At 71.6% G+C, this 12,430-nt stretch carries 11 protein-coding genes and 1 pseudogene; 2 read left to right on the top strand and 10 right to left on the bottom strand.

The features are described 5' to 3' along the window. Nucleotides 1-123 precede the first annotated feature (123 nt). Nucleotides 124-1,392: pseudogene (locus tag QSK36_RS43740) on the bottom strand (RNA polymerase sigma factor); the annotation flags it as partial. Nucleotides 1,393-1,480: 88 nt separating this feature from the next. Further along, complete coding sequence (locus tag QSK36_RS25960) at nucleotides 1,481-1,831, bottom strand: YciI family protein (protein WP_285784195.1); 351 nt, start codon at nucleotides 1,829-1,831, stop codon at nucleotides 1,481-1,483. A gap of 396 nt (nucleotides 1,832-2,227) precedes the next feature. Between QSK36_RS25960 and QSK36_RS25955 the strand changes: the two genes are divergently transcribed. Next, the gene (locus QSK36_RS25955) at nucleotides 2,228-3,031 is read left to right on the top strand and encodes a DUF998 domain-containing protein (protein WP_285784194.1); all 804 of its coding nucleotides are present in this window, start codon (nucleotides 2,228-2,230) and stop codon (nucleotides 3,029-3,031) included. A gap of 207 nt (nucleotides 3,032-3,238) precedes the next feature. Next, nucleotides 3,239-3,970, top strand: a complete 732-nt coding sequence (locus QSK36_RS25950; RefSeq protein ID WP_285784193.1) for a dienelactone hydrolase family protein — start codon at nucleotides 3,239-3,241, stop codon at nucleotides 3,968-3,970. Nucleotides 3,971-4,076: 106 nt separating this feature from the next. On the opposite strand, the gene QSK36_RS25945 is transcribed toward QSK36_RS25950, so the two are convergent. From QSK36_RS25945 to QSK36_RS25910, 8 genes are all read right to left on the bottom strand, one after another. Beyond that, the gene (locus QSK36_RS25945; RefSeq protein WP_285784192.1) at nucleotides 4,077-5,426 is read right to left on the bottom strand and encodes a sensor histidine kinase; all 1,350 of its coding nucleotides are present in this window, start codon (nucleotides 5,424-5,426) and stop codon (nucleotides 4,077-4,079) included. Next, a complete protein-coding gene (locus tag QSK36_RS25940) occupies nucleotides 5,423-6,094 on the bottom strand; it encodes a response regulator transcription factor (protein WP_183543418.1) in 672 nt (223 codons plus the stop codon). Before QSK36_RS25940 ends, QSK36_RS25945 begins: the two co-directional genes overlap by 4 nt. 51 nt (nucleotides 6,095-6,145) lie before the next feature. Further along, on the bottom strand, nucleotides 6,146-7,084 hold the full coding sequence (locus QSK36_RS25935) for a hypothetical protein (protein ID WP_285784191.1): 939 nt from the start codon (nucleotides 7,082-7,084) through the stop codon (nucleotides 6,146-6,148). Nucleotides 7,085-7,386: 302 nt separating this feature from the next. Further along, a complete protein-coding gene (locus tag QSK36_RS25930; protein WP_285784190.1) occupies nucleotides 7,387-8,529 on the bottom strand; it encodes a sensor histidine kinase in 1,143 nt (380 codons plus the stop codon). A gap of 64 nt (nucleotides 8,530-8,593) precedes the next feature. Beyond that, nucleotides 8,594-9,232, bottom strand: a complete 639-nt coding sequence (locus QSK36_RS25925; RefSeq protein WP_285784189.1) for a DedA family protein — start codon at nucleotides 9,230-9,232, stop codon at nucleotides 8,594-8,596. Nucleotides 9,233-9,438: 206 nt separating this feature from the next. Further along, the gene (locus QSK36_RS25920) at nucleotides 9,439-9,729 is read right to left on the bottom strand and encodes a hypothetical protein (protein WP_139577553.1); all 291 of its coding nucleotides are present in this window, start codon (nucleotides 9,727-9,729) and stop codon (nucleotides 9,439-9,441) included. A gap of 250 nt (nucleotides 9,730-9,979) precedes the next feature. Beyond that, entirely contained in the window at nucleotides 9,980-11,458 is a 1,479-nt protein-coding gene (locus tag QSK36_RS25915) for an N-acetylmuramoyl-L-alanine amidase (protein WP_285784188.1), read from the bottom strand. 5 nt (nucleotides 11,459-11,463) lie between these two features. Next, entirely contained in the window at nucleotides 11,464-12,366 is a 903-nt protein-coding gene (locus QSK36_RS25910; protein ID WP_183543428.1) for a M23 family metallopeptidase, read from the bottom strand. Between the last annotated feature and the right edge of the window lie 64 nt (nucleotides 12,367-12,430).

Below are 12,430 nucleotides of genomic sequence, written 5' to 3'. Positions count from 1 at the left end.
GCTCAGATCGGGCCGGGCGAGGAAGAGCCCCGTCGCCCTGCCGAGCGTGACGTCCCCGTCCGCCGGGCCGGCCTCCGTGGACTCTTCCTCGGCTTCTTCGGCTTTCTCCGCTTCCCCGGCTTTCGCTGCGCAGGTCGCGGCGCGCCGCAGCAGCACTGCGCGTTCCGCGCTGTTGAGGGTGAGGGACGCGGCGCGTTCGAACTCCGCCAGGGCCTCGTCGTGCCGGCCCAGCCGGGCCAGCAGATCCCCGCGTACGGCGGGCAGCAGGTGGTAGCCCTTGAGCGCCGGCTCGCCGGTCAGCGCGTCCACCAGCGTGAGACCGGCGCGCGGCCCGTGGGCCATGGCGAGCGCGACCGCGCGGTTGAGCTGGACGACCGGCGTGGGCAGCACCCTGACGAGGGCCTCGTAGAGCGCCGCGATCTGCGGCCAGTCGGTCTCCTCCGGCGTGGCGGCCCGCGCGTGACAGGCCGCGATGGCCGCCTGCAGCACGTACGGGCCGAGAGGGCCGCCGGCCTGCCGCGCCCGCAGCAGTGCCGCGAAGCCGCGCCGGATGAGCAGCGGGTCCCAGCGCCCCCGGTTCTGCTCGTGCAGCACGACGGGCTCCCCCGACGGGCCGGTACGCGCGGCCGAGCGCGACTGCTGCAGTTCCATGAGAGCGACCAGGCCGTGCACCTCGGCCTCGTCCGGGGTCAGCTCGGCCAGGACGCGGCCCAGGCGCAGCGCCTCCAGGCAGAGGGACGGGCGCATCAGGTCGTCGCCCGCCGTCGCCGCGTACCCCTCGTTGAACACGAGATAGATCACTTCGAGCACCGACGACAGCCGGGCCGCCCGTTCCGGCCCCGACGGGACCTCGAAGGGGACGTGCGCGTCGGCGAGCGCCCGCTTGGCCCGCACGATCCGCTGGGCGACGGCGCTCTCGGAGACGAGGAAGGCCCGCGCGATCTCGTCGGTCCGCAGGCCGCCGATCAGCCGCAGTGTGAGCGCGACCCGGGCCTCGGTGGACAGCACCGGGTGACAGGAGACGAACATCAGCCGGAGGACGTCGTCGCCGACCTCCCCGTCGAGCGCGTCCACCACGTCGTCCACGTCACGTTCGCCGTCGTCGGGACGGGTGGCGAGATCGTGGGCGAGCCGCTCCTGCCCGCGGTCCCGCCGCTCCTCCCGGCGCAGGTGATCGACGGCGCGGCGCTTGGCGACGGCCATGAGCCAGGCGCCCGGGTTGTCTGGGACGCCCGCCTCGGGCCACTGCTCCAGCGCGGCGAGGACGGCATCCTGCGCCAGTTCCTCCGCCAGGCCGACGTCGCCGGCCATCCGCACGAGGCCGGCGACGATCCTCGCGGACTCCATCTTCCAGACCGCGTCCACGACGCGATGGGCGTCCAGCGACGTCACCCGACCGATGACAGCATCGGCCCGTCCGCCGCGCAACCCGGCGCGTACGTCACCTGCTTCATCACGCCCTTGCCGACGATCTCCGGTGTCAGCGGGGGCCGTCCCCGGGGCCGTCTTCGGGGCCGAACACCTGCTGGATCGCGCTCTCACCGTCGCCGACGATCTTCCAGAAGCGGCGGGCCAGCTCCACGGCCTCCTCGCGGGACCGCGCCTCGATCAGGGCGAAGCTGACGATCGCCTCCTTGGCCTCCGTGAAGGGGCCGTCGGTCACGGTGATCTCACCGCCGGAGGAGATCATCCGCAAGCCGCCGGGCTCCAGCCCGCCGGTGGCCAGCAGCACGCCCGCCCTGCTCATCTCCTCGATGAAGGCGCCCATCTCGGCCATCATCTCCGCGTCCGGCGTCCGGGAGCCGCCCTTGGTGGTCATCAGAAACCGCATCGTCGTTCTCCTTCTTCTTCGGTCCAGTGGCCGGCCGGGCCGTTCGCCGGTCCCCGCCGTCACCTACACGTCGTATGGCACGAGCCGGAATCGACGGGCTCCGATCCTGACACGTCGTGACCTGGTCCTCTATCGGGATGTGACAGGGAATGCGCATGTGACAGGGAATGCGCAGCGGTGGCTGACGCCGCAGGTAGGAGGGGTAAGCGGCAGGCGGACCGTGCGGCTGGGCACGGGTGGTCGAATCGCGCGGACGCCGTTCGACGCGTGAGCGAGGCCGGACACCGCACCGGCCGGGACCACCGAGGACCGGAACACGAAGCCCGGAACCTCGGGGCCCCGAGAGCGCCGAAGCCCGGGACAGGGAAGCCCGGGACGCCGAAGAAGGGAACTGCCATGACCGCCACGCAGGACACGACCCAGCTCACCACCGAGATCACCACCGAGATCGCCACCGAGCTCACCGTGCGGCCGGCCGCGCGGCGCGCCACGCCGGGTTCGACGGGCTTCACGGGATCGACGCGTGCGCTGCTCACCTGCGCCGTGCTCTCCACCCCCGTCTTCGGGATCGTCTCGCTGACGCAGGCGTTCACCCGCGAGGGGTTCGACCTGCTCCGTCACCCGCTCAGCATGCTCAGCACCGGCGACCTCGGGTGGCTGCAGGTCGGCAACTTCTGGATCAGCGCCGTGCTGACGGTCGCCGGGGCGATCGGACTGCGCAGGGTCATGCGCGGCACGCCCGGAGGGACGTGGGCGCCCAGGCTGCTGCTCGTCGAGGGCGCCGGACTCGCGGCGGCCGGAGCCTTCAGCATGGACCCGGGGGACGGCTTTCCCGCAGGCACCCCGCTGGGGGCCCCGGCCGGGATGAGCTGGCACGCGATGCTGCACATGGCGGCCGGCTCGGTGGCCTTCACCGCGCTCATCGCGGCCTGCTTCGTCCTCGGCCGTCACTTCGCCCGCGCGGGGCGGGCCGGGCACGCGGTCGCCTCCCGTCTCGGCGGCCTGGCCCTTCTGCTGGGCAACGGATGGGCCATGTCCGGCGGGCGGGCCGGCTCCCTCACCCTGTGCGTCGGTGTGCTGGTCGCCATGGCCTGGGTCTCGGTGGTCGCCGCCGCCAAGCGCGCGGAACTCACGGGTGACGCTGACGCACTCGACGCTGACGCACTCGACACTGACGCACTCGACACTGCGCGACGCTGACGCGCTCGACGGGGAAGCCGCGCAGCGCTCCCGGTGCCGGGTAAACCACTGGGAGCTCTGCGAGGTGTGGTGATATGTTCGGCGCCGCCGTGCATATCGCCGCGACCTGAGGAGGTGAGACCGATCAACGCTGTGACAGGTCGGGGCTCCCTCCGTTGCATGGTCTAGGGAGCGCCCGCAGAAGGCATCCCGAAAGGCGTGAAACGCTTGCGCTTCATCTCTCGGACGTCGTCGGACGGCGTCACCGAACAACTGTTCACCCTCGGCGAGGTTCCCGGTGTGTTGTGGACGCCGGAAGACGCCGCCGGGGCTCGCCCCCTGATCCTGATGGGCCACGGCGGCGGGCAGCACAAGAAGGCCCCCGACATCGTGGCCCGCGCGCGCCGCTTCGTCACCGAGGGCGGTTACGCGGTGGTCGCGGTCGATGCGCCCAACCATGGCGATCGGCCGAAGACCGAGGAGTTCGCCCGGGTCGTTGCCGGGTTGCGGGCCGGCATGGCCGCAGGCGGGGACATCGCCCCGCATCTCGCCACCATGCATACGTTCCTGGCCGACCACGCCGTCCCGGAATGGCAGGCGGTCCTGACCGCGGTGCGGGAACTCGACGTCGTCGGCGCCGGCCCTGTGGGCTACTGCGGCATGTCGATGGGCTGCGGGCTCGGTGTGCCCTTCGTCGCCGCGGAACGCCGGGTCCGCGCGGCGGTGCTGGGCCTGCTCGGCGTGGACGGGCTGGCCGAGACCGCCGCCCGGGTCACCGTCCCGGTGCGGTTCCTGCTCCAGTGGGACGACGACAAGGTGCCGCGGGCCCAGGGCCTGGCGTTGTTCGACGCTCTGGGGTCGGCCGACAAGACGCTGCACGCCAATCCCGGCAACCACGGGGAGATCCCCGAGTTCGAGATCGACAGCTCGCTGCGGTTCTTCACCCGGCACCTCGGTTAGGACCTGTACGGCGGCCGGATCCTCAGGCGGGCCGGAGGCTGCGCCGCGGTCGGGCACGGCGCGGTGACGATCGCGCACGGAACCCGAGGCACATCAGCGGGGGTGCCTAGGGTTCCGTGTGTTCGATACACGTCGGCAGTATCAGCCGCAGTAACGCGCCGCTTCGACACGGCACGGCTTCGGCCGTCCCGCCGTGAGCCTCGGCGACCTGCCGGACGATGGCCAGGCCCAGTCCGGAGCCAGGGTGCGCGCGGGCCGCGGGTGATCGGTAGAAGCGGTCGAAGACGAATTCGAGGTCGCTGTCGGGGATCCCTGGGCCGGCGTCCGCGACCTCGAGGGTGCCCGCCTTGACGCTGATCCTGACCCGGCCGTCGGACGGGCTCCATTTCACGGCGTTGTCGACGAGGTTCGCGACGGCGCGTTCCAGGGCGTCGGGGTCTCCGTGGACGAGAGTGGGCGCGCAGGTCAGCTCGAATTCGATCTGCGGCGCCCGACGCGCCGCGCGGGCCGCGACGCGCTCGGCGACGAGGTCGAGGCGGACGTCTTCCGTGTGGAACGGGGCCTGGCCGTAGCGGGCCAGGTCGATCAGGTCGTTGACCAATGTCGTGAGTTCGCCGGCCTGGCCGAGCGCTTCGGCGGCGAGGAGTGGGGCCTGCGCGTCGGCCGGGTTCTCCGCCAGCAGCTCGAGGTTCACCGTCAGGCTCGTCAGCGGCGTGCGCAGTTCGTGCGAGGCGTCGGCCACCAGACGGCGCTGGGCGCCGACCGATTCGTCCAGAGCGGCGGTCATCGCCGCGAACGCCGAGCCGAGCCGGCCGATCTCGTCCCGGCTGTCGGCGGGGATCGGGATGGACAGGTCGCCGGTCGTGCGGATCAGTTCGACGGTCTCCGTGAGCTGGTGCACCGGGCGTAGGACGCGGCGTGCCGCCAGGCGTGAGGCCAGTGCTGCCAGAAGTCCGGCGGCCACCGTCGAGCCGGCGAGCAGCCAGGCGAGTTCGCGTAGCGTGGGTGCGGGATCGGACTCCGGGATGGCCGTGCGTACGAGCGTCCCCGGAGCTTCGGGCAGTTGGGCTGTGAAGACGCGGTAGGCGACGCCGTTGTAGACCGCGTCGCGGAAGTAGGCGTCGGCGGTGCCGTTCGCGACGGCGACGTCGCGGGCGGTGAGGTCGACGAACTCCGTCGACGGCCCGATCTGGACCGGGCCCGGCACGATCTGCAGCTGGGTGCTTCCGATCCCCAGCGGAACAGTCGGGAAGCCCGGCTCTCCGTTGACGTCCCTGAACTTGGTCTTGATGGCCGCGGCCACGTTCGGTGCCTGGTCGGCGGCCACGACCAGCGAGCTGTCGATCTGGCCGCGGAGGTTGGCGTTCACGGCCGGATACAGGACCACCGACACGAGCACCAGGGCGCCCGCGACCACGGAACCGCCGGCGATGGCCAGCCGGGTGCGCAGGTTCATGGTTCCTCGCGCAGGACATACCCCAGGCCGCGCACCGTCTGGATCAATCTGCTGCCGCCGTCCGCTTCGAGCTTGCTTCGCAGGTAGCTGATGTACACCCACAGTGCGTTCGACTCCGGGCCGAAGTCGTAGCCCCAGACGGACTCGAAGATCTGGGTCCGGCTCAGCACCCGGCCGGGATTGCGCAGGAACAGCTCCAGCAAGGACAGCTCCGTCTTGGTCAGATCCAGGCGCCGGCCGGCACGCTCGGCCCTGCAGCCGCTCAAGTCCAGGTCGACGTCGGCGAAGCGCAGCACCTCGGCCCTGGCACCGCTGCGCCGGAGCAGGGCTCTGAGCCGGGCCCGCAGCTCATCCAAGGAGAAGGGCTTGGCCAGGTAGTCGTCGGCCCCCGCGTCGAGCCCGGCGACCCGGTCGGTGACCAGGTCCCGGGCCGTGAGCATCAGGATCGGCGTGTCGTGCCCGCTCGAACGTAGCGTCCGGCACACCTCCAGCCCGTTCGGTTCGGGCATGAGGACGTCGAGAACCACCGCGTCCGGGCGGAACATGCCGTGCTCGGCGAGGGCGGACGCCCCATCGGCGGCGGACGACACGTCGTAGCCGTCCCGGCGCAACGCATGCTCCAAGGACCGCCGCACAGCCGGGTCGTCGTCCACCACAAGTATCCGCATGGTCGCCCATCCTCGCCGTCGATCCTGAAGCTGCGTGAGACGCGGTGGCTGTCAGCCCTTGATCAGTGACCGCTTCAGATCGCTCAACGCGGCATTGAGCTGGTCGGAGATGACCCCGAGCGAGGCGGCGATGTCACCGAAGGCCTTGGACGTCGGATCGACTCTGCCCCACGCCACCACAGTGGCCAGAGCGGCCTTGGCCTTGGCTTGATCAACACCGAGCGCCGCGGCCACAGACGCCGCCGCGGCGTCGGTGGTGAACGGCGAGTCCTGCGGGCCGTCCAGGGCCTTCTTGTCCATGCTGTCCAGCTTGCCCTGGTCGTCGCGACCCGGCGCGGGCTTGGCGACCATCGGCTCCAGAGCATCCTGAACCTGCGAGACCGGCAGCCCCAGGTTGGTCGCGACCGCCGAGACGAAGGCCTCCGGCGTGACGCCGGCCGAGTCGGCCAGCGACGTCTTGGCCGCGACCAGCGCGGCGTCGAGCCGCTCGGTCGTCACTCCGAGTTTCGCCGCGATCGCCGCCAAATCGGCATCCGCGCCCGCCCTGGGCTTGTCTGACGAGTTCTGCGGGCCTTCCAGGGCCTTCTTGTCCATGCCGTCCAGCTTGCCCTGGTCGTCGCGACCCGGCGCGGGCTCGGCGACCATCGGCTCCAGAGCATCCTGAACCTGCGAGACCGGCAGCCCCAGGTTGGTCGCGACCGCTGAGACGAAGGCCTCCGGCGTGACGTCGGCCGAGTTGGCCAGCGACGTCTTGGCCGCGACCAGCGCGGCGTCGAGCCGCTCGGTCGTCACTCCGAGTTTCGCCGCCATCGCGGCGAAATCGGCATTCGCGCCCGCCCTGGACTTCCCGTCTACCTTGACCGTCGCGGAGTCGGATTTCGCAGCGCCGGGTGTCGGGGCTGGATCGGCCGCTGCGGCCGCCGCGGCCGTACCGGTCGCGGCCAGTGTGGCGAGCGTGACCGTGGCCACGACCAGCCGCGTGCGTTTCATCATCATGATGCCTTTCGTCCACTGAGCGCGCCGGACGAGAACCGGCGTCCTTGGGACAACAGAAACATCGCGGCCTCTGGTGTGGTTTCAGCCACCTTTAGAGGTTCCTTAGAACGGCTACGTTCTCCCAAGCGTGCGATTGATCGGTCATGTCGCTGACGATAGCGCCGCACGGCGAGCGGTCACCGGTCTGCACGAGATGCCACGCGGCGCGCGTACGTCGACGACACGCTGATCGATTCCCCTGCTCGGCGGGAGGCCGGACGAGCCCTCCGGCAGGAGGATCCGGCCTTCGGCCGGGGTCACCCGCAGGGCAGCTCCGCGCTCACGGTGGTCGGACCGCCGGGAGGGCTGTCCACCCGGAACCGGCCGTCCAGCGCGGCGACCCTGCGGGCCAGCCCGGACAGGCCGCCCCCGCCGGGGTCGGCGCCGCCCCGCCCGTCGTCGCGCACCCGTACGACGATCGTGTCCTCGTCCTCCAGGATCTCCACCCGGACCTGCCCCGCCGCCGCGTGCTTGGCGGCGTTCGTCACGGCCTCCCGTACGACGAAGTAGACCGCCGTCTCCACCTCGGTGGGCGGGCGCGCGGTCAGGTCGTACGCGACCGTGACGGGTGTCCCGGCCCGCTCGGCGACGGCGGCCAGGGACTCGCGCAGCCCGAGCGTGTCGAGCTCGGCCGGGTAGACCCGCCAGGCGACCTCGCGCAGCTCGCGCAGGGCCTCCTGGGCCTCCTCGTGGGCCTGGTGAAGCAGGTCGTCGAGTAGCTGCGGGGTGCGCCCGCGCCGGGCCCGCCCGATCAGCACGGCGAGGGCCACCAGCCGCTGCTGCACGCCGTCGTGCAGGTCGCGCTCGATCCTGCGCCGCTCCTGGTCCACCGCGCTCACGATCCCGGCGCGGGTCCTGGCCAGCTCGTCGATGCGGCGCTCCAGCAGCTCGGTGGGGCTGGGGCCGAGGAAGCGGCGGGCGATCCGCAGTTCCAGGGCGGCGACGCCCTGGATGCCCATGATGTCGAGGAAGAGCAGCACCACCCCGGCGACACCGATGTAGGCGAGCACGCCGGGAGTGGGCGGGATGCCGTCGAGGTTCTCCCCGTGGGCCCAGCCCCACACCAGTTGCACGCCCTCGCTCACCCCCAGCCACAGCAGGAAGAGCACGAGGCCGCCGAGCAGGCCGACCGGCCACCGGGCCGCGAGATACCCGGTCAGCCGCCCGGTCCCGGCGGCGAGGTCGAACCCGCCGAGCAGGCCGAGCCGGCGGATCTCGACCTGGACCAGCCGTACGGCCACGGCCCGCAGCACCCGTTCCCCGGCCCGTCGCGCGCCGGGGTGCGGCAGGCAGAGCAGGGCGACCGGCGCGGCCACCAGCAGGCAGGCCAGCTCGACGACCGCCGTCAGCGTGCCGATTACCAGCGCCGCGAGGATCCTGAGGGCGCGTGCGACGTTCATCGGCTCCTTCGCGGCGGTTCGCGCCGCTCGGGGCGGCAGGCGGACCTGCCCGGGGAGCGGCCGGTCAACGGGCATGGGGTCCCCGGCCGCGCCGTTCCCGCAGCCGTACGACCGCGAACCGGACGACGACGAGCACGACGGCCGCCACGACCACCTTGGACACGATCCCCATGTACTCCTCGACGAGGTGCCAGTTCTCGCCGAGCAGGTAACCCGCCAGCACGAACACGGTGTTCCAGATCAGGCTGCCGAGCGTGGTGAACAGCAGGAAGGTGCCGAGCGGCATGCGTTCCACACCGGCGGGGACCGAGATCAGGCTGCGAAAAATCGGGATCATGCGCCCGAAGAACACCGTCTTCACACCATGTCGGGCGAACCACGCCTCCGCCTTCTCGATGTCGGAGATCTTGACCAGCGGCAGACGTGCCGCGACGGCCACCGTACGCTCCCGGCCGAGCAGCGCGCCCACACAGTAGAGCGCGAGCGCCCCCACGACGGAACCCGCGGTCGTCCACAGGAGGGCGGCGACCAGGCTCATGTCCCCGCGCGCGGCGGTGAACCCGGCGAGCGGCAGGATGACCTCGCTGGGCAGTGGAGGGAACAGGTTCTCCAGGGCGATCGCGACGCCGGCGCCCGGCGCGCCCAGGCGTTCGGTGAGCTCCATCGCCCACCCGGCGATCCCTCCGATTTCCGCGGTGTCCATGCGGGTGACGCTAGAAGCCGGGCGCCGCGGTCACCATGAGGGCCGCCGCCGGGCTCCCTCCGGTGCGCCGCATCCCAGGGGTGCGGAAAACCACAAGGAGTGGGAAAAGCTCAGGGCCGCATGGTCGTCCACAGGCTGTGGACATCGGCACGTCGCTCCTGCCCGCTGCTCCGGGGAAGGATCCGGCCGCATTCGCCGCCACCGGCTCAGAGGTCGTCCTTGGGCGTCTGGGCCAGCACCTGGTCGGCGGTCGCCGTCACCACCGCCGCGGCCGCCGAGATGTCCCTGACCTGCTCCGCGGGAAGGGCCCGCAGCACCGTCTCCAGCGCCTCCAGGTCAGCCTGGTAGGCGGCCGCCATGGCCGCCTGGGCCTTGGCGGTGCGCCCTGCCTGCTCCACCGCCTTGCCGAGTGCCCGGCCGGCGCGTTCGACGGCCCTGGCCGCCTCGATCGCCGCCTTCTCAAGATTTCTCGCCCACTCGGGCGGCTGGTCGCTCATCGATGTCCTCTGCGTGAGGGTGGTCCCGCGGGCATGAGTCGCCCACGAAGAGTGCCGAATCAGGCCCTTATTGCCCTCCCAGCGCGCTCTACACGTCGCGGGGCGCAAGCTCTCATCAATCTCTCAGGGACAGCGCGAGGGCCCCCGCGCGGTGCGGCGCGCGAGGGCCCCGGATCATGCTTCGGGCCGTGCTTCGGGCCGTGCTTCAGACCATGCTTCAGACCATGCTCGGACCCGATGCCGGAAGAGGTCAGCCGCAGTGCTCGAAGGGGCTGTCGTAGCTGGACGAGCCCGCCTTGCCTCCCCACTTCACGCATTTGTCCGCCGCGGACGCACTGACCGGCCCGGCGTAGTAGCCGTAGCTGCCCGAGTCGGTCACCCGGCTCCTGCCCTGGACCTCCAGGTAGGCGCTGGTCGCGGTGGCCGTGCCCAGCGACGTCTTCTTCATCGTGACGACGCAGTTGTTGCCGTTGCCGGAGTTGTAGAGCAGGTAGACGGTGCCCGCCGTGCCGAGGGCGGCCGAGTCGATCACCGAGTAGCCGCTGCCGCACACCTGCTCCGGCGTGTACGGGTTACCGGTCCCGCTGCCGCCCGTGACGTACTGCATGTACGTGTTCCAGTCCCAGTAGGGCCCGGGGTCGGTGTGGTCGCTCCCGGGGACCTGGTAGTGCCCCACGATGTGGGACCGGTCCTTCGGGATGCCGTACCGCGCGGCGATGGAGCGGACGAGGGCGGCCGAGGAGCGGTACATCGCGTCGGTGAACCAGGACGCGTCGTCCACGTATCCCTCGTGCTCGATGCCGATGGAGTGGTGGTTGTAGTCGGAGTTGCCCGCGTGCCAGGCCCGGTCCTTCTCCCGCACCATCTGGGTGATCGCGCCGTCGGAGGACCGTACGACGTAGTGCGCGGAGACCTGGGCGGCGGGGTTCTGGAACCAGGAGATCGTCCCGGCGTACGAGCCCTGGGTGACGTGGATGACGATGCGGTCGATCGTGTCGCTCGCCGGCCGGTCGGACACCGCGTAGTTGGCGGTGCTGGCCGCCACCCACGTCGCGCCCGGGTAGTCGACGGCCGCCGCGGCGAGCGTGCGGTTCTCCGGCTGGTCGAGGTCGCGGGCGTTCGCGAGGGCTCCCCGGTCCGGATTCACCGGGCGGGCGGCCACCGTGATCGTCTCGCCCGCAGGCGTCCGCGCGGTGAACCCGGCCGACAGCAGGTCGTAGACGGCGTCCGCGTACAGCCGGGCGACCTCGGGCGCGCTCGCCCCGCCGTAGCGCGCGACGGCGGTGTACCAGCGACCGGCGTCGGCGCGGGCGGCGGCGTCCAGGCCCAGGGCGTCGGCCCTGGACCGCAGGACGGCCGCCGCGCCCGCCACGTTGGCCGCGTCGTCGGCCTTGAGCGAGGCGACCGGCGCTCCGGTGAGCCGCGCCGCCTCCTCCAGGGTGTGCACCGTGGGATTGCTGACCAGGTGCGCCACGCCATACCCGCCGCTCGCGCTCGGCTTGCCGCCGTGGCCGTCGAGGTGGGTCTCGGCGTAGGCGAGCGCGACGAGCAGGTCGCGGGGAACGCCGTGGGCCGCCGCCGCCCGCGTGAAGGCGGTGGCGAGCGGGCCCTCGGCGGCCGAGGCCGACCCGGCCGGGACGAGCCCGGCCAGGCACAGCAGGAGCGTCACGACGCCGACGGCGGTCAGGGCCGTACGTCGGGACCCGCGGACGATCAGGGGTTCGGTCATGGGGGTCAGCCGCAGTGCTCGAAGGGGCTGTCGTAGCTGGACGAGCCCGCCTTGCCGCCCCACTTGACGCAGGTGTCGGCGGCCGAGGCGCGCACCGGCCCGGCGTAGTAGCCGTAGTTGCCCGAGTCGGTCACCCGGCTCCTGCCCTGGACCTCCAGATAGGCGCTGGTCGCGGTGGCCGTGCCCAGCGACGTCTTCTTCATCGTGACGACGCAGTTGTTGCCGTTGCCGGAGTTGTAGAGCAGGTAGACGGTGCCCGCCGTGCCGAGGGCGGCCGAGTCGATCACCGAGTAGCCGCTGCCGCAGACCTCCTGCGGGGTGTACGGGTTGGCCGATCCGCCGCCGCCGCAGTTGTGCGAGGTCACGGTCTGCACGGGGTAGCCGAAGGTGACCCCGTTGAACACCGCCTTCTGGATGTTGGCGGGGTAGGACGTGTCGCTGGTGCGCACCTCGTAGTGCAGGTGCGGGGCGATGTTGTTGCCGGGCTTGCTGGTGTTGCCGACCTCGCCGATCTTCTGCCCCTGGGTGACGTGCGCCCCCTCGCTCACCGACCGGACGCTCAGGTGCGCGTAGTAGGTGAACCAGCCGCCGCCGTGGTCGATCTTGATGAGGTTGCCGAAGCCGTTGGTGGAGCCCTGGTGGGCCGAGATGACCACCGTGCCGGCGGCCGCCGCCACGACCGTGTCGCCGTAGTCGGCATCGGCGGTGCTGCCACGGTTGAAGTCGATCTCGTACGACTGGTGGGCGCTGCTGGCGTTGGAGTTGCCGGTCCAGACCTGGCCGCAGGGGAACGGCATCTGGAAGTCCGGGCGCGGACCCGCCGCGGAGGCCGCAGGGGCGGTCGCGGCGCCGAACGCGAGGCTGAGGACCACCGCGAGGCCCGCCGTGACAAGCGATTTGAGTCTCATGACCAAAAAGAGTCGGAATCTACTGCACAAAAAACATCAAGACTCGGTACAAAGGGTGGGCGAG

The sequence above is a fragment of the Microbispora sp. NBRC 16548 genome (assembly GCF_030268985.1).
Taxonomy (GTDB): domain Bacteria; phylum Actinomycetota; class Actinomycetes; order Streptosporangiales; family Streptosporangiaceae; genus Microbispora; species Microbispora catharanthi.
The sequence above is the reverse complement of the archived record's forward strand: the minus strand, read 5'-3'. Positions and strand labels throughout refer to the sequence as shown.

Excerpts from the sequence above, each read along its gene's own strand:
- QSK36_RS25930 (WP_285784190.1), bottom strand. The coding sequence starts at position 8,529 with ATGAACGTCGCACGCGCCCTCAGGATCCTCGCGGCGCTGGTAATCGGC.
- QSK36_RS25925 (WP_285784189.1), bottom strand. The coding sequence starts at position 9,232 with ATGGACACCGCGGAAATCGGAGGGATCGCCGGGTGGGCGATGGAGCTC.
- QSK36_RS25945 (WP_285784192.1), bottom strand. The coding sequence starts at position 5,426 with ATGAACCTGCGCACCCGGCTGGCCATCGCCGGCGGTTCCGTGGTCGCG.
- QSK36_RS25940 (WP_183543418.1), bottom strand. The coding sequence starts at position 6,094 with ATGCGGATACTTGTGGTGGACGACGACCCGGCTGTGCGGCGGTCCTTG.
- QSK36_RS25935 (WP_285784191.1), bottom strand. The coding sequence starts at position 7,084 with ATGAAACGCACGCGGCTGGTCGTGGCCACGGTCACGCTCGCCACACTG.
- QSK36_RS25920 (WP_139577553.1), bottom strand. The coding sequence starts at position 9,729 with ATGAGCGACCAGCCGCCCGAGTGGGCGAGAAATCTTGAGAAGGCGGCG.
- QSK36_RS25915 (WP_285784188.1), bottom strand. The coding sequence starts at position 11,458 with ATGACCGAACCCCTGATCGTCCGCGGGTCCCGACGTACGGCCCTGACC.
- QSK36_RS25955 (WP_285784194.1), top strand. The coding sequence starts at position 2,228 with ATGACCGCCACGCAGGACACGACCCAGCTCACCACCGAGATCACCACC.
- QSK36_RS25960 (WP_285784195.1), bottom strand. The coding sequence starts at position 1,831 with ATGCGGTTTCTGATGACCACCAAGGGCGGCTCCCGGACGCCGGACGCG.
- QSK36_RS25910 (WP_183543428.1), bottom strand. The coding sequence starts at position 12,366 with ATGAGACTCAAATCGCTTGTCACGGCGGGCCTCGCGGTGGTCCTCAGC.